16 protein-coding genes and 2 tRNA genes are annotated in these 15,322 nt (G+C 66.2%); 7 read left to right on the top strand and 11 right to left on the bottom strand.

Annotation, left to right across the window (positions count from 1 at the left end; genetic code table 11):
- The 3 genes from LJE61_RS09880 to LJE61_RS09870 all read left to right on the top strand — a co-directional run.
- Positions 1–633: (Fe-S)-binding protein (locus LJE61_RS09880; protein WP_296918288.1), on the top strand; the 633-nt coding region annotated here is incomplete at its 5' end.
- A 47-nt stretch (positions 634–680) separates the two neighbouring features.
- On the top strand, positions 681–1,262 hold the full coding sequence (locus LJE61_RS09875; RefSeq protein ID WP_296914790.1) for a DUF3501 family protein: 582 nt from the start codon (positions 681–683) through the stop codon (positions 1,260–1,262).
- Between the two features lie 200 nt (positions 1,263–1,462).
- Positions 1,463–2,338: an HAD-IIA family hydrolase gene (locus tag LJE61_RS09870; protein ID WP_296914793.1), complete on the top strand. Its 876-nt coding sequence runs from the start codon at positions 1,463–1,465 to the stop codon at positions 2,336–2,338.
- A gap of 16 nt (positions 2,339–2,354) precedes the next feature.
- Here LJE61_RS09870 and LJE61_RS09865 read toward each other — a convergent pair whose 3' ends face one another.
- Together LJE61_RS09865 and htpX are read right to left on the bottom strand one after the other, a co-directional pair.
- The gene (locus LJE61_RS09865) at positions 2,355–2,954 is read right to left on the bottom strand and encodes a YceI family protein (RefSeq protein ID WP_296914796.1); all 600 of its coding nucleotides are present in this window, start codon (positions 2,952–2,954) and stop codon (positions 2,355–2,357) included.
- 240 nt (positions 2,955–3,194) lie between these two features.
- Positions 3,195–4,082 carry a protease HtpX gene (htpX, locus tag LJE61_RS09860; protein WP_296914799.1) on the bottom strand — a complete coding sequence of 296 codons (888 nt, stop codon included), beginning with the start codon at positions 4,080–4,082 and terminating at the stop codon, positions 3,195–3,197.
- Between the two features lie 193 nt (positions 4,083–4,275).
- Between htpX and LJE61_RS09855 the strand changes: the two genes are divergently transcribed.
- The 3 genes from LJE61_RS09855 (at position 4,276) to LJE61_RS09845 (ending at position 5,845) form a co-directional block, all read left to right on the top strand.
- Positions 4,276–4,351: transfer RNA gene (locus LJE61_RS09855), tRNA-Ala, on the top strand.
- A gap of 58 nt (positions 4,352–4,409) precedes the next feature.
- A tRNA-Glu gene (locus LJE61_RS09850) sits at positions 4,410–4,485 on the top strand.
- 517 nt (positions 4,486–5,002) lie between these two features.
- Positions 5,003–5,845 carry a metal-dependent hydrolase gene (locus LJE61_RS09845; protein WP_296918286.1) on the top strand — a complete coding sequence of 281 codons (843 nt, stop codon included), beginning with the start codon at positions 5,003–5,005 and terminating at the stop codon, positions 5,843–5,845.
- 122 nt (positions 5,846–5,967) lie between these two features.
- On the opposite strand, the gene LJE61_RS09840 is transcribed toward LJE61_RS09845, so the two are convergent.
- Positions 5,968–6,591 carry a hypothetical protein gene (locus LJE61_RS09840; RefSeq protein ID WP_296918284.1) on the bottom strand — a complete coding sequence of 208 codons (624 nt, stop codon included), beginning with the start codon at positions 6,589–6,591 and terminating at the stop codon, positions 5,968–5,970.
- 595 nt (positions 6,592–7,186) lie between these two features.
- Here LJE61_RS09840 and LJE61_RS09835 point away from each other — a divergent pair.
- Positions 7,187–7,897: a class I SAM-dependent methyltransferase gene (locus LJE61_RS09835; RefSeq protein WP_296918282.1), complete on the top strand. Its 711-nt coding sequence runs from the start codon at positions 7,187–7,189 to the stop codon at positions 7,895–7,897.
- A 266-nt stretch (positions 7,898–8,163) separates the two neighbouring features.
- Here the strand turns inward: LJE61_RS09835 and LJE61_RS09830 are convergent, their stop codons facing one another.
- The 8 genes from LJE61_RS09830 to btuB form a co-directional block, all read right to left on the bottom strand.
- Positions 8,164–8,913: an adenosylcobinamide-GDP ribazoletransferase gene (locus LJE61_RS09830; RefSeq protein WP_296918280.1), complete on the bottom strand. Its 750-nt coding sequence runs from the start codon at positions 8,911–8,913 to the stop codon at positions 8,164–8,166.
- Positions 8,914–9,495 (bottom strand): histidine phosphatase family protein, encoded by a 582-nt coding sequence (locus LJE61_RS09825; RefSeq protein ID WP_296913032.1) that lies wholly within the window; start codon positions 9,493–9,495, stop codon positions 8,914–8,916.
- Positions 9,495–10,550, bottom strand: a complete 1,056-nt coding sequence (gene cobT / locus LJE61_RS09820; RefSeq protein ID WP_296913035.1) for a nicotinate-nucleotide--dimethylbenzimidazole phosphoribosyltransferase — start codon at positions 10,548–10,550, stop codon at positions 9,495–9,497. The genes LJE61_RS09825 and cobT overlap by 1 nt, the downstream gene beginning before the upstream one ends.
- Positions 10,547–11,083, bottom strand: coding sequence for a bifunctional adenosylcobinamide kinase/adenosylcobinamide-phosphate guanylyltransferase (cobU, locus tag LJE61_RS09815; RefSeq protein ID WP_296913037.1), 537 nt, complete (start codon positions 11,081–11,083; stop codon positions 10,547–10,549). Before cobU ends, cobT begins: the two co-directional genes overlap by 4 nt.
- A gap of 17 nt (positions 11,084–11,100) precedes the next feature.
- Positions 11,101–11,706 (bottom strand): cob(I)yrinic acid a,c-diamide adenosyltransferase, encoded by a 606-nt coding sequence (gene cobO, locus LJE61_RS09810; RefSeq protein ID WP_296913040.1) that lies wholly within the window; start codon positions 11,704–11,706, stop codon positions 11,101–11,103.
- A complete protein-coding gene (locus tag LJE61_RS09805) occupies positions 11,703–12,290 on the bottom strand; it encodes a hypothetical protein (RefSeq protein WP_296913043.1) in 588 nt (195 codons plus the stop codon). Before LJE61_RS09805 ends, cobO begins: the two co-directional genes overlap by 4 nt.
- A gap of 199 nt (positions 12,291–12,489) precedes the next feature.
- A complete protein-coding gene (locus LJE61_RS09800; RefSeq protein ID WP_296913045.1) occupies positions 12,490–13,032 on the bottom strand; it encodes a hypothetical protein in 543 nt (180 codons plus the stop codon).
- A 287-nt stretch (positions 13,033–13,319) separates the two neighbouring features.
- A complete protein-coding gene (gene btuB, locus LJE61_RS09795; RefSeq protein ID WP_296913048.1) occupies positions 13,320–15,167 on the bottom strand; it encodes a TonB-dependent vitamin B12 receptor in 1,848 nt (615 codons plus the stop codon).
- Between the last annotated feature and the right edge of the window lie 155 nt (positions 15,168–15,322).

Here is a 15,322-nt window from a genome sequence, read left to right as displayed (position 1 = left end):
ATTCCGGTCACACTCCCGGACAAGGAGCAGTGCTGCGGAATGCCCAAGCTGGAGTTGGGTGATCTCGATGCTGTCAAGGCTGCGAAAGATGCCAACATCCCGGTGCTCAAACGACTCGTCGACGAGGGTTGGGACATCGTCGCCATGATCCCGTCCTGTGTCCTCATGTTCAAGCAGGAGCTTCCCTTGATGTTCCCCGAGGACGCCGACGTGCAGGCCGTGAAGGCGCACGTCTTCGACCCCTTCGAGTACCTGATGCTCCGACACAAGCACGGGAAGCTGAACACGGAGTTCCAAAAACCGCTTGGCAGCGTCATCTATCAGGCGTCCTGCCACCAGCGCGTGCAAAACATCGGGCAGAAGACCCGGGAGGTGCTGGCCCTGGTGCCCGACACGACAGTGGAGATCATCGAGCGCTGCTCTGGCCACGACGGAACCTATGCGGTGAAGAAGGAGTTCTACGACGCCGCCATGAAGATTGTGCGGCCGGTCGCGGGCCGAGTCGAGAAGGCCGCTCCGGATCATTTCGGAAGCGACTGCCCGATGGCCGGCGCCCACATCGCGCACGCCTTGGGCCGGGACGGCAAGCAGCAACACCCCTTGACCCTCTTGCGCATCGCCTACGGCATCTGAGCCGCAGGGCAACCGCGACGTCGCGACACCGCTATCCGGAGACAAGCATGCATCTGACACGAGACGACCTTTACAGCCTCGAGCAGTACGCCCAGGTGCGCGGCGACTTCCGTGCCCGGGTGATGGACCACAAGAAGCATCGCCAGGTCCAGATCGGGGCGCATGTCACACTCTATTTCGAAGACCGCCTGACCATGCAGTACCAGATTCAGGAGATGCTGCGTGTCGAGCGGATCTTTGAGGCCGAGGGCATCCAGGACGAGTTGGACGCCTACAATCCGCTGATCCCCGACGGGACCAACTGGAAGGCGACCTTCATGATCGAGTACGAGGACGTGGACGAGCGGCGCGATGCCTTGGCGCGTCTGCGGGGTATCGAGGACCAGGTGTGGGTCCAGGTGTCCGACTTCGAGCGGGTCTATGCAATTGCCGATGAGGACATGGAGCGCGAGGACGAAGCCAAGACATCCTCGGTGCATTTTCTGCGCTTCGAGATCGCGGCCCCGATGGCCGCGGCATTGAAACAGGGTGCGAAGCTCGCGATCGGGATCGATCACCCGGAGTATCGGTATCAGGTCGATGCGCCGCCTGCGGTGCGCGACTCGCTTACGCAAGACCTGGCGGACTGAAGCAACCGACCGGCTCGGGTGGCGGCAGGTCACCGGAGCATAGACTCTGTGGTGGCTGCCAACGTAAACGGCGAGGAGGCAGCGAAACCGGGTGGGCCTCTCCTGCTGGGTCGCGACGCGCCGGCGGAAACTCACCGTGCAATAAAATGCGGCGCAATCCGCGTCGCTCGTCTCGTCTTTGCGGTATGGATACCTTTAAGATGCCCTTCAAATGGAACAGTCTAGCGATTCGCCTTGACGCAAGATCCGATGACCTCTCGATGAAGGCACGCCGCCCCCGGGCCCTGCTGATCGACATGGACGGTCTTCTGTTCCACGGCGACCGGCCTTTGCCCGGGGCGCAGCGTCTGCTGACACGGGTAGCGGCGACTCCCCATGCCTTCGTCACCAACAACCCCGTTCGTGCGCCGGAGGAAGCCGCGGATGCACTCCTGGCGATGGGTCTACCGCGGCCCGACCCGGCTCGCATCCTCACGTCGGCCCTGGCCACGGCACGCTGGCTGGCCAAGGTTCGGCCCGGATTTCGCTATTTCGCGGTGGGCGCGCCCGGTCTGGACGCGGCCCTTCGGACCGTTGGTCGACCAGATCAGGAGCATGCCGACGTCGTCGTCGTCGGCGAAGGACCCGGGCTGGATTTCGATCACCTGACGACCGGCATCAATCTGATTCTGAGTCGAGGCGCCCGTCTGGTCGCCACCAATCCGGACCCGACCGTGGATGGGGTGCGCGACGGGCGACACCTGTTGCTGCCGGGCGGTGGCGCCCTGGTCGCGCCCTTTGCCGCCGCCACGGGGGTCACGCCGACGATCGTGGGCAAGCCCGAGCCCTTGCTCTACGAGATCGCCTTGGAGATTCTCGGCTGCGGCGCGGGCGAATGCATGATGATCGGTGATCGCCCGGACACCGACATCGTGGGTGCAGAGCGCCTCGGCATGTGGACCGCGCTGGTTCGCACCGGGCGGTTCGCGCCCGGGCGGCGATGGGTTGAAGGCATCCTGCCGCCGGACTATGACCTGACCAGCCTCGACGAGCTGATGGCCGCCCTGGACCGCGACTTCCCCGGGCTCCTCGGCTGAGAACGGCAAGATCGCACTACTGCCGGATCCCTTCGATGGAGAGGATCATCTCCACCTCTCGGGCCGCCGGGCCCAGGTCGTAGTCGATCCCGAAATCCTTCAGCGCGAGACGGGCCGACCCCTCGAAGCCGCGACGATATCCGCCCCAGGGATCAGGTCCGTGGCCGATCCGCTGGACCTCGATCCGCACCGGCTTGGTGATCCCCTTGAGCGTCAGCTCGCCCTCGAGCACCGATTTGTTGAAACCGGTTTCCTCGTAGGAGGTCGACCTGAAAGACGCCCGTGGGTAGTTATCGACGTCGAGGAAATCCCGCCCCCGCAGGTGCTTGTCCCGCTCGGCATGGTTTGAATCCAGGCTTGCCGTGTCGATGGTCAACTCGACCTGGGAATTGCTCGGGTCTTCCGGGTCGTAGGTGAAGGTCCCCGAGAAGTCGTTGAAGCGCCCATACAGCCAGCTGTAGGCGAGGTGCTTGATGCGGAACTGCACGAACGCATGCCCGCCCTCGGTGTCGATCACATAGCGCTCGACACCGGCGCTCGCGACGGCGGGAAATACGGAGGCCGCGGCGAGACACCAGACGAGGATCGGCACGGCCTTGATTCGCTTCGTTCTCATGCTCCCCTCCCGGGCGGTTTCGTTGACATTGACAGACGCGGGCGACGCCCAAGCATCCGCACCAGCGTGCGGTCGTGATCGATGAAATGATGCTTCAAGGCGGCGAGCGCATGGACCCCTGCCAGGGCGATGGCCAGCGCGAGAGGTGCACATCGCCGGCGATGTCGGCCTGGCCAGGCGCTCCGTCGGGCGGAAGGAGGGCCGGCTGCCCGCTCGATGCGGGCAACCGGCGAGGCCGGATCAGACGCGGGCTTGCTCGAGCGCCGCGATCCGTTTCTCCAGTGGCGGGTGGCTCGCGAACAGCGCCTTGAGCCCATCCCCGATCTTTCCGGAGATCCCGAACGCCGCGAACTCGCCGGCCGGGAGGTCATGTGGCTGATGGACGCGCTGCAGCGCGCGCAGGGCATTGGCCATCTGGGCGCGGCTGGTCAGGCGTGCACCCCCTGCGTCCGCGCGAAACTCGCGGAAGCGCGAGAACCACATGACGATCATGCTGGCAAGGATGGAGAGCATGATCTCGGCGATGATCGAAACGACGAAATAGGCCACGCCATAACCCTCTTCGGTCTTGAAGACGACCCGGTCGATGGTGTGACCGATGATCCTCGCCAGAAAGACGACGAAGGTGTTGACGACACCCTGGATCAAGGCGAGGGTCACCATATCGCCGTTCGCAACGTGGCTGATCTCGTGTCCGACAACCGCTTCGACCTCGTCCTTGGTCATGTTCTGCAGAAGCCCGGTGCTGACCGCGACCAAGGCGTCGTTGCGGTTCCAGCCTGTCGCGAAGGCGTTCGGCTCGGGCGAGTCGAAGATGCCCACCTCGGGCATGCTGATCCCGGCCTCCTGCGATTGGCGGGCGACCGTATCCACCAGCCAACGCTCGAACGGGGTCGCGGGCTGCTCGATGACCTGCACACCCATCGCCCGCTTGGCCATCATCTTGGAAAGGAACAGCGAGATCAGCGACCCGCTGAAGCCGATCACGGCGGCCATGACCAGCAAGGCCCCCATGTCGATCCCGCCGGATTCCAGCAACAGACTGTCGATCCCCAGGAGTCGGAAGACGACGCTGATGACGACGAGGACGGCGACATTGGTCGCGAGAAACAAGAAGATGCGCATCATGGATCAAAAGCTCCTCAAGTGTGAATCCGAAGGCGCTTGTAACATGCACCGGGCGGAGCACGCCGCACAAGTCCGCGTCAATGACGCGGTTGACTGGGAGGGGATATTGGGACGGATCGGCCGCAACAAAGCGGGAAATCCAGTCTGGACAAACGAAAATGCCGCCGGTAGACTTCCGCGTCTCGATCACACTGGGGCCATAGCTCAGCTGGGAGAGCGCAACACTGGCAGTGTTGAGGTCGGCGGTTCGATCCCGCCTGGCTCCACCAAAACCCCGGAGAATCCGGAACCGGCCATCAGAGCCGGATTTTTTTGGTAACGGTTTCCGTCCCCATCGTCTAGTGGCCTAGGACACCGCCCTTTCACGGCGGTAACCGGGGTTCGAACCCCCGTGGGGACGCCATTACAGACAGCGGGTCAGCCCCGCGACCGTTAGCGTTCACTGCCGTTCGACCAGCCCGCGACCGGTTCGTCCCAGCTACGGTCAGTCTGCTTAGCAGACGCGGCCGTCCGGAGTCGGCCACTCCCGCCGGCCGATCGTTCAAGGCCTTCCTCCGCTTAGGTTTCCATAGCGGACATTCCGATGCGGCCAGAGTCTCCATGCGTCAGTCGGCGTATCTCCGACTAATTTTATATACTTCCAACGTGCCCGGCCTGATGAAGGCCTGATCAGCGAAATGATGGCGCCGGCCTGGACGCCCCGTCCACCCCGGGTCCTGGCAGGCCCCGATTTGCGCTGGGGCGGCAATCGTCCATGACGACGGGCGTTGGCGGTGCAGGCCGCCGACAAGGGCACTCCGGCAGTTGCCGCAAGCACTGTCAGCACGGACCAAGGAACCGAGGACGAAAACTCTTTGGTCAGGCGAGCGGTCGATCATCGCTCCTGACACCAATCGTTCGTCAACCGCGAGGAGAAGACGATGGCGCGAATCATGCGGTGGGCCCTGAGGGCCACTCTGCTGGCGGTTGTCCTGGCGAGCCAGTCGACGCGCGCAGCCGAGGGAGAGACGAGGATCCACTGGTACGGGCAGTCCGCGTGGAAGATCGAAACGCCCTCGGGCGGCGTCATCCTGATCGACCCCTGGCTCACCGTGCCGACCAATCCCGACAAGCGCTCGATCACCGCGCTGCGCCGGGTGGACTACATCATGGTGACGCATGGGCACTCTGACCACGTCGGTGACGCGGTGGAAATCGCGAAGCAGACCGGGGCGGTGCTGGTCGCGCCCTATGGGCTGCAGCTCACCATGAAGTCGATGCTGGGCTACCCCGAGGAGCAGGCGACTCTGGCGACCGGCGGGAACGTCGGCGGCACCATCGAGCTGCCCAGGGCCGGCGCGCGGGTGACGATCGTGAACGCCGTCCACGGCTCGGAGCTGACACCACCCCACATCCCGGATCCCGGTTCGGGCCAGCCCGGATCCGTCGCCAGCGGCAATCCCGTCGGCTATGTGCTGCACATCGACGGCGGCCCGACGATCTACCACACGGGCGACACCGATGTGTTCGAGGACATGAAGCTGATTCCGATGTTCCAGCACATTGACCTGATGCTGGCCTGCATCGGCGGGCACTTCACCATGGACCCGGCGCGCGCCGCGCTGGCCGTGGACTGGGTCGAGCCAACGCACGTGATCCCGATGCACTTCGGCACTTTCGGGTTGCTGGCCGGCACGCCTGACCAGTTCCGCGCGGCGCTGGCCAAATACAATCGGGCCGACCGGCTCGTCGTGATGAAACCGGGCGAAGACCGCGCCTTCTGATGGAGCCAAAGGAAAGGATGGGGAAGAACGTGTTGGATCTCCTGGCTCAGAAAGGCTCCTAGGCGATCGCGCCTCCACCCATCACCGGGGACCGGCGCCGCAGGGACGCCCGTGCCCGGGACCTATTCCGCTTTCAGCACGCAGATCGAGCCACCGTCGATCTTGAACTGCTCCATCACCGGGTACGCGCAGCCGTCCCGTTCGCCGACGACCGTGAACCACGAGCCTCGCAGGATGGTGAATACGCCATCGTGCCGAGTGAACAGGGACTCCGGGGCGAGCTCCACGTCGATCCGTAACTGCTGTGAGCAGGCCGCTTTCTCCGACTCCCACCGCCCCTCGAGGTCCGGCGCAGGCAGAGACACAGACCCCACCGCCTCGATCACCGCCGGCGCCTGGCGATCGGTCGCACTGTAATAGATCTCGTATGGTATGGGGAAACCCATCGGGTCGAAGATCATCTCCCCATACTGACCTGTCTGGAAGCTTATCACCTGCCCGTGGATCGATCCCCGCAGCGTGTCGAACAATCGAGTGCCGTCCAGGAGATTGAGATGGTATTCCCCCAGGGACTGGCTGGGCCTGCCCTTGGGATCATTGGTTTCTTGGACCTTCACCACGCCTCGGGGCCATAGGCACACGGCCCCGTCCGGGAGCGCACCCACGCTACTACTCTCGGCGCTCAGTGCTGCGAACGGAACCAGAAGTCCGACCAGGCCAGTCGCAAGCGCTACCCTTCTTCTCATGGCCACCCCTCCTCGCCAGACACGCACCGAGCCAAAGGATAGGGGATCCAACCGAGGGACAAAAAACCCCCACCGGAGGGATAGGACATCCCGTCGGCCCACGGTGACTTGGATCGGCACCCTAGACGCGGGCCGGGCACCAGTCAAGGCTCGTTGCCGGGGCACTGCGAGGGTTCGTCAGGGGTCACTCGCGCTCGGGCAGCCGGTGCCAAAAGGCAGCGTTCCATGTTGCGCGAAATACCAGCAACAACCGCGGCGCCCTGATTGTGTCAGACGCGGCATGACGCGACCGCACCGAGCTCGGCCGAAACAGTGTCGTACGGCGCCTCGTGCGGGCTGCCAACCGGCGAGCAGGGGTCGGGGGCGAAGACGCCCTTGAACACTGCTTTCTCTTGCAGACGATCTCATGAACGGGCGGTTCGGATGGCTTGGGGGCGGCGTCCTAAGGCAAGATCTCGAAACAATGACGGGACGGACGTTGGTGCCCAACCATGATCCCAGTTCGCCGGCCGGCCGCACGCCCGCATCCGTCCGGGGCGGCATAACTGGCATTCGACACGATCGCCGAGTCTTTCAAACGGAGTCACACCGAACCATGCAGATCAACGACCCGAACGCCTACCATCGATGCGAGGAGATCGATCTCATCGCGGAGCTGGTCCAGGTTCAAGGCCGCCGTGTCCTGGAATTGGGCTGTGGCGCAGCCCACATGACCCGCGCGCTGGCCACCTGCCTCGATGCGAGCCGGATCACCGCGACCGAGGTCGACCGCGTCCAGCACCGGCGCAACCTCGAGATCCCGGACCTTCCACAGGTGTCCTTTGAATACGGCGGCGCAGAGTCGATCACGGCGCCCGATGCGAGCTACGACCTCGTCTTCATGCTCAAGTCGCTCCACCATGTTCCGGTTCCGGCGATGGATCAAGCCCTCCGGGAGATCCATCGTGTGCTGGTCCCCGGCGGTCTGCTCTATGTCTCCGAGCCAGTCTATTGGGGCGCCTTCAACGAGATCATGCGGCTGATTGAGGACGAGCAGCGGGTCCGCGCTGCCGCATTCGACGCACTGCGCCGTGCGATCGACGCGGGGCGGTTCGAGCTAGTGGACGAGGTCTTTTTCGAGTCCGAGGGCATCTACCCCGACTGGCGGAGCTTCGCAGCACGGTTCATCGACGTGACCCACAGCGACCGTCGCCTCGACGAGGCCCGCCTGGCGGATATCCGCGCGGCCTTCGAGCGAAATCGAACGCCCGAAGGCGTGCGCCTGTGGAAACCGCATCGGATCGATTTGCTGCGTCGTGTCGATTGAGCTGATCAATGTGAGTATCCGGACCAGCATCAGATTAGGCAGGAACATGCGCTCGACGCCACGTGGGTCGCGGCGTTGGAAGGGCATCGAAAACGTCTTTAGAGGAGACGGTTCCGGGCCATCTGCATGAGAGACGCGGTGACAACTCCGGTTCCGATCTTGGCCTTTCTTGAGGTACCGGCACAGACCGCGCTGCCGCACAGCGCGCGGAGATGTACCCGTCACATATGGATTTTCCGCCGTCGCAAACAGGCGATTAACGGGAGTCATGCCCTGCCGGTGAGGATGACGGCGGCGAGCAGGAGAGCTGTCTCGGTGATCTCCACCATGGCACCGGCGGTGTCCCCGGTGAAGCCGCCAAGGCGCTTGAGCACGACGCGTCTGCCCAGCCAGAACACCAAGAGCGCTGTGAGCACCAGGCAGAGCCCGGCCCAGCCGCCGATCAGGACCCCACCGAGCCAGGCCGCCGCGGTCGCCGCCCAGGCGGCGCGGCGCGGGAGGTGGGCGACCTGGTCGGACCCCATGCCGACGACGCGGGCATAGGGGGTGGTCAATAGGAGCAGAGGCAGCTGGGCGCGTGCCAGGAGGGGTGGCAGGGCCAGGAGCCAGCCGGACCCACTCCCGATCAGGGCCTGAAGCGCCGCCCATTTGCCGATCAGAACGAGCACGATCGCGGTCACGCCGGCGGGTCCGCTGCGCGGGTCCTTCATGATCTCCAGCGTGCGCTCACGACTCGCGAGCCCGCCGACCCAGGCGTCGGCGCTGTCGGCCAGACCGTCCAGATGCAGTGCCCCCGTGGACCAGACCCAGAGGATCAGCACCAGCGCGGCGCCCGCCCCAGGCTCGAGGGCCCTGAGGCCGGTCGCGGCGAGCGTGACCAGGACACCGAGGACCAGACCGATCAGCGGATACCAGGGCACTGCCCGGCCGAAGAGCGCGGGACCGATCTCGGGCGGGGGCGGAAACGGCAGTCGCGTCAGGAAGCGCCCGGCGAGCCACAGCGGGCGCAGATCCACTCAGCGGCACCCGTGGCGCATCAGGCTGGCGCGGCCGGGGGGCGCCGGCATGCGCACCCGCGTCAGACAGGCCGGCGGCACCTCGATGAGGATCGTGGCCTCGGGCGGCATGCGAAGCAGCTCGGCCAGGACGACACGGATTACACCGCCGTGGGTCAAGATCAGGGTAAAGTGCCCGGCCTCGCCGCACACCCGACCCCAGGCCGCCAGGACGCGCTGCCGGAAGGCCGGGAAAGGCTCGGCGCCGGGCGGGGTGTAGCCCACGGGGTCGTCCCAGAACCGCGTCAGCTCGCCGAGGGGGATCTGATCCACGGCCAGGCCCTCCCAGCCGCCGAAGGCACGCTCACGGAGGGCGGGGACGATCGAGACCGGCAGGTCCAGGCCCGCCGCCAGGTGCTGCGCGGGCTCGCGGCAGCGCCGCGCCGGTGAGCAGACCACCCGCGTCCAACCGGGATCCCTGGCGGTGGCGCGCCGCATCTGCTCCCAGCCATCGGCGCTGAGGGGATCATCATGCCCGCCCCGAAAGCGCGCCCCACGCTGGGCCTCGCCGTGGCGGAGGAGGTCCAGGAAGCGGTCCGACATCAGCCCCCGCTCACACCGGCCTCATCGAACGTGGCCATCTCCCGTTGCAGAGCGCAGGCCAGCCGCAACAAGGGGACGACCGCGGCGGCACCGGTCCCCTCGCCGAGGCGCAGAGCCAGATCGAGCAAGGGGTCGGCGTCCAGGGCCTCCAGCATCCGGCGATGACCCGGCTCGGCGGATTCATGTGAGAAGAGCATCCAATGGCGCACCTCAGGCTGCAGACGGACCGCCGCCAGGGCGGCAGCGGTCACGACGAAGCCGTCGACGAGAATCGGCAGACCCCGTTGAGCGGCCGTGATGAAGGCGCCGGTGAGTGCAGCGAGCTCGAAACCGCCGAGCCGACGCAGCAGCTCCAGCGGGGTCTGGTTCGGCGCGGCGTGCAGGGCCACTGCCTGCGCGATGACCTGCGCCTTATGGGCCACCCCGTCCGGCTCCAGGCCGGTCCCGGGTCCCGCCAGCTCGGTCGCCGGCACGCCCAGCAGGGCGCAGGCCAAGGCGGTCGCCACGGTGGTATTGGCGATCCCCATCTCGCCGCCGATCAGGAGCCGCGCCCCGCTGTCGACGGCACGCTCGGCGGCGGCCCGCCCAAGGTTCATGGCGGCAACGACCTGGCCATCGCGCATGGCGGGCTCGTGCAGGATATTGCCGGTGCCCGGACCGAGACGCTCGGACCGGACACCCGCCAGCGGACCCGGGTCCGCGACCGTCCCCAGATCCAGGATCTCGATGCGCGCATCCAGGGCGCGCGCCAACACCGAGATGGCGGAGCCGCCTGCGGCAATATTGCGCACCATCTGATTGGTCACTGCCTGCGGGAAGGCCGAGACGCCCTCGGCCGCGACCCCATGGTCGGCGGCGAACAGGAGGATCTGCACCGGATCGGGCGACGGACTCGCGGTCCCCTGCAGACCGGCGAGGCGGATCGCGACCTCTTCGAGCCGCCCCAGGGAGCCGGGCGGCTTGGTAAGTTGATCTTGCCGCCGCCGCGCCGTGTCAGCCGCCATGGCGTCGATGGGCAGGCAGGGATCGGCGAGCCAGCCGGGCCGGTCCGTCACGGCGCCGGCCCCTTGAGCGCGAGGGGCAGACCGGCCACGCTCAGGATGACCTGGTCGCAGCGGGCCGCCAGGTCCTGATGCAGCCCCCCGGCCAGATCGCAGAAGCGACGCGAGAGCTCACCGAGCGGCACCACACCCATGTTGGTCTCGTTGCCGACCAGGATCAGGCGTCCGGGCGCGTGCGCGGCCGCCGCGAGCAGCCCCTGCATCTGATCGTGCAGACCCGACTCATCCGTTCGCATGAGCCAGTTCGTCAACCAGAGCGTGAGACACTCGACGAGGACACAACGATCCGGGGCACACGCTTGCGCGAGGGCCTCGGCCAACTCCAGCGGCTCTTCCACCAGGTGCCAATCGGCGCGCCGACGGCGCTGATGCTCGGCGATGCGCCGACGCATCTCCGCGTCGTCTGCACGGGCGGTTGCCACATAGACCACTGGCAGGCCGCTCTCCAGGGCGAGGCGCTCGGCCAGCCGGCTCTTGCCGGATCGGACGCCGCCAACGATGAGGGTCCGCTTGGCGCCGCCGGCCACGGGAGCGGCAACGGGGGTCAGAGCTCGACCCCCTTCTGCGCCATGATGCCGGCATCGAAGGCGTGCTTGACCGGCCGCATCTCGGTGACCGTGTCGGCGATCTCGATCAGCTCGTCCGGTGCCCCGCGGCCGGTGATCACGGCGTGCTGGTGGACAGGCCGGTTCTGCAAGGCGTCCAGGACGAGGTCGAGCGGGACCAGGCGCAGCTTCAGGGCGATGTTGAGCTCATCGAGCACCACCATGTCGAAGGAGGGGTCGGCGAGAAAGGCCGCGGCCTTGTCCCAGGCCGCCATGGCCGCCCGGCGGTCGAGGTCCGCGTCCTGGGTCTCCCAGGTGAACCCCTCGCCCATGACGTGATACTCCAGCTCGGGGAAACGCCGGAAGAAGGCCTCCTCGCCGGTGGCGAAGCCGCCCTTGATGAACTGGACCACAGCGACCTTCATGCCGTGGCCCAGTGCACGTGCGACCATCCCGAAGGCGGAGGAGCTCTTCCCCTTACCGTTGCCGGTGTTGACGACCAGGACACCGCAGTCCTGAGTGGCCCGCGCGATGCGCGCGTCGACGATCTCCTTCTGACGCCGCATGCGTCGGCGATGGCGCTCCGCCGTGCCCTCCTCGGTCATTGCAGGCCTGTGCGCGCCGAGCGGGGGCTGGGCAGCAGCCGGACGAGGGTGAGATGGACGACGGCGGCCAGACCCACATAGAGCATCAGATGCAGGAGGGTCGCTGGCATATAGGTTGCGAAGCGGCCTAGTAGCTCGACGAGGGCGAGGTCGGCGAAGCGCCCGGACAGGAGATAGAAACCGCCGCTGGCGAAGACCTCCGCCAAGGCCCCGCCAATCAGCAGAACACCGACCAACAGGGGCAAGGTCGCCCTGGACTCCAGATGCCGGACCGCAAACCAGCGGCCGAGACCCCAGACGACCCCGTAGGCCGGCACCAGCATCCAATAGGCCGGGGTCAGGCAGTACCCGCTTACCCCGCCCCAACCGATGGCCATGAGGTCGATCAGGGTGGCCAGGCCGAACAGGGCCGGGAAGACCCAAAGCGAGCGCAGATAGAAGCCGGCGAGGAAGAAGACCGCCAACGAGGCATCCGGCAGGTGATGCGCCAGAGGGGCGAATTGTTGGCCGCGGGTCGCCGCCATGAGCGCGGCCAGGGCCAGGCCGATCAGGGTGCGGGAGCGAGATTCAGCGATAGGGGTCATGAGGTCAGGATCTCCTGGTCGGGTCGACAGGTCGACGGTTGTGTACTGGTCTCACACTGATCCATTCTAGGCGCTCGGGCGGAGGGCCGAAAGCGGCCGGACGGCCATGGCCGACGGGCTGCCGGCATATTCCGCGCCCAAGCCCGGGAGTGTGTAGCCGTCCGATCGCTCCCGGTTGGCCGGACTCAGGGTTAGGGCCTCATCGGCTTCCGGCCCTGCGCAGGAGCAGCGTGATTGCAATTGCCAGGATGGCGACCCCGATCAGCGTCAACAGCATCGCGTTCTGATCGAGGAAGCCGATTCCGACCGCGCTGCCGACCAGGAAGAGGCCGAATACGGCCATCCTCCAATCCAGATAGATCCCCGACAGGATCGCTGCCAGGCCCAGCATATAGGCGATGACGAAGCCGTGGCTCTCCGCGTTCAGGAATCGCTCCATCGAGGGCAGAAACAGCAGATAGATGACGGCCATCACCGCCCCCCAGTGCAGGACCTGCTCCGTCAGGTATTTCGCTTTGCTCCCGCCGGCCTTGCTCCAGCCACCAATGACCGAGACCAGGCCGACGATGGGGACGAAATACTGCCAGTAGGTCGCAGCCTTGGCCGACTCACTGTCGGTCATGGCCACGAGCCAGATGGTCGCGATGTAGATCAGGATGTAGGGAGAGCTCGCGAGCAGGACATAGAGCCAACTCGGTTTTGCGTCGGCGGTAACCTCTGTGGCCGTGGTAGCGTCGGACACTGTCTAGACTCCTCTCGGTTTTGAACTGTCATGAAAGGGAGCGCGGCTCGGCACCTCTGTTCGGCGCCTTTCGAGCAACGGCGCCGTCGGTGCGGCCGCTTACAAGCATAGCGTCTGTGCGGGTTTTGGGGCGCTGCTCAAGCTTCGGCGTGGTCGGCCTCGACGGCGTCCCGCAAGTCGGGATAGATCTGCGGGAAGGTGTAGACGACCATGCGGTGCAAGCCCTCGCCGCAACGCCTCGAGCTCAACCCCGCAGAATCTCACCCACTCTGCCGGCAACCACGCGCTCAGGGCTCGTACCGCAGGGTGAGATAGAACGCCCTGCCCGGCTCGTCATACAGATACGCGGTCTGGTACTCCTCGTCGAGGGCGTTCTGCAGCCGCCCCTGAATCCTGACCGACGGGCTGACCGCATATTCCGCGCGCAGGTCCAGGAGTGTGTAGCCGTCCAATCGCTCCTGGTTGGCCAGATCGTCGAAACTCCGCCCGGCGAGATAGAGGCTCGCCCCGGCTGACCAACGCTCGAGGTGGCGGTCGATGTCCAGCCCGACCGTCTGCTCGGGCCGCCGGGGCAGCAGGTTGCCCTGATCGGGGCCGTCCGATCTGTTCTCCGGCTCCAGGAGTGTGAGGCTCGCTCCCAGGTCCCACCCCATCACCTCGAGTACAGCCGACGCCTCGAATCCACGAATCCGGGCCGAGGCGATGTTCGCCGCCGCGAAGGTCTGCGCATCGAAGGCGATCAGGTCATCGATGTCGTTCTGATAGAGGCTCAGCTCCCAGCGGCCCATCGGCAGGGACCCGGTCAAACCCAGCTCCAGGCTGCCGGATTTCTCGGGTGACAGATCCGGGTTGCCGAAAACCGGGTAATAGAGGTCGTTGAAGGTCGGAGCCTTGAAGGCCGTCCCGTATGAGAGCGAGATCCGGACGCCCCGCTCGAACAGATAGCCCCAGGCCGCGTTGCCCGTCGCATGGCCGCCGAACTGCTCGTTGTCGTCATAACGCAGGCTGGCGGCGATCTCATTGGCCCCGAAGGAGCCGAGATACTGCCCGAAGACCCCGGTGTTGCGCCTGGAATCCTCCGTGTAGTCCACCGTGCCGCCGACCCGATCGACGAGGTAGTCGAGACCCAGGGTGGCGACCTGCCCCGGGGTCCATTCAAGGTTGCTCTGGAGTCCGAGGGTGTCACGCTCGGTGTCGAAGCGGTCGACGAACCGCGTCGGGGCGATGGCGTCATCGTAGAATGACCGGTACTTGTCCGAGCTGCGCCCGGCGGAGAGGATCAGGGTCCATGGCTCCAGTGGACGCAGGGTTCCCTCGATGCCGAGCACCTGCTGCTCCGAGCGTGAGACGTTACCCGAGAAGACCGATCCGTCGAAATCGGCGCGGTTGTCGGAGCGCAACAGATGCAGGTCAACCTTCCCGGCCTCGCTGAATTCATAGCCGGCCCGCGCGCTCAACCCCAGGTTGCGAAAACCGTCGCGATCCGGCTCATTCACGCCGCATCCCGCAAAGGGAAATACGCGACCCGCGCAGGCATCGAATCCCTCCGTCTGCTCGACGTTGCCGCCCAGGTCGAACCAGGCACGCTCGCCGCCACCGGAGATGCCGCCGGATACACTGGCGGAGTCGAAGCTCCCCGCACCCAGGCTGACGCGCGGCCGCAAGGGCCCGCCGCCGCGCCGAGTGAAGATCTGGATGACCCCGCCGATCGCCTCGGATCCATAGAGGCTCGAGCGTGGTCCGCGGACCACCTCGATACGCTCCACCTGAGCGATCGGGAGATCCTGAAAGGGGACCGTCCCGAGAGTCGCCGAGCCGACTTTAACCCCGTCGATCAGAACCAGGACCTGCCCGGCATTGGTCCCGCGCAGGAACACCGTTGTCGGCTGACCCCGCCCGCCGCTTCCCGAGACGACGACGCCGGGCAGCCCGCGCAGTGCGTCCGGCACCGAACGGAGCTGGCGGCGCTCGATCTCGGCCCGATCGACGACGGTCACCGAAGCGAGGGTCGCCTCTTCTGGCTCCGGCGTCCGCGTCGCCGTGACGACTAGGGGGTCGAGGATCAGGGTCGTCTCGGCCTGGACTGGGAGACCAAGGGGCAACAGCAAGCCCGCGGCAAACACGTGAGAGTTCATCGACACACTCCAACGGTGACCCGAGCGCACCCGCACAGGCCGACGAAAGAAGGGGTCGGGAGAGAATGATCGGACGAGAGCGAGGCAGTGGACGATCCACTCGGCAAGCATCCCGGCCAGTCGCGCCCCGCGACCCCGGCTCGGGACCCCTCCCG

It is taken from the genome of Thiocapsa sp. (assembly GCF_022340925.1).
Lineage (GTDB): Bacteria > Pseudomonadota > Gammaproteobacteria > Chromatiales > Chromatiaceae > Thiocapsa.
The sequence above is the reverse complement of the archived record's forward strand: the minus strand, read 5'-3'. Positions and strand labels throughout refer to the sequence as shown.

Bases quoted from the DNA above. Each gene is read 5' to 3' on its own strand.
- LJE61_RS09835 (WP_296918282.1), top strand. From the start codon at position 7,187: ATGCAGATCAACGACCCGAACGCCTACCATCGATGCGAGGAGATCGAT.
- LJE61_RS09825 (WP_296913032.1), bottom strand. From the start codon at position 9,495: ATGTCGGACCGCTTCCTGGACCTCCTCCGCCACGGCGAGGCCCAGCGT.
- LJE61_RS09805 (WP_296913043.1), bottom strand. From the start codon at position 12,290: ATGACCCCTATCGCTGAATCTCGCTCCCGCACCCTGATCGGCCTGGCC.
- htpX (WP_296914799.1), bottom strand. From the start codon at position 4,082: ATGATGCGCATCTTCTTGTTTCTCGCGACCAATGTCGCCGTCCTCGTC.
- LJE61_RS09865 (WP_296914796.1), bottom strand. From the start codon at position 2,954: ATGAGAACGAAGCGAATCAAGGCCGTGCCGATCCTCGTCTGGTGTCTC.
- LJE61_RS09845 (WP_296918286.1), top strand. From the start codon at position 5,003: ATGGCGCGAATCATGCGGTGGGCCCTGAGGGCCACTCTGCTGGCGGTT.
- LJE61_RS09870 (WP_296914793.1), top strand. From the start codon at position 1,463: ATGCCCTTCAAATGGAACAGTCTAGCGATTCGCCTTGACGCAAGATCC.
- btuB (WP_296913048.1), bottom strand. From the start codon at position 15,167: ATGAACTCTCACGTGTTTGCCGCGGGCTTGCTGTTGCCCCTTGGTCTC.
- LJE61_RS09875 (WP_296914790.1), top strand. From the start codon at position 681: ATGCATCTGACACGAGACGACCTTTACAGCCTCGAGCAGTACGCCCAG.
- LJE61_RS09840 (WP_296918284.1), bottom strand. From the start codon at position 6,591: ATGAGAAGAAGGGTAGCGCTTGCGACTGGCCTGGTCGGACTTCTGGTT.
- cobO (WP_296913040.1), bottom strand. From the start codon at position 11,706: ATGACCGAGGAGGGCACGGCGGAGCGCCATCGCCGACGCATGCGGCGT.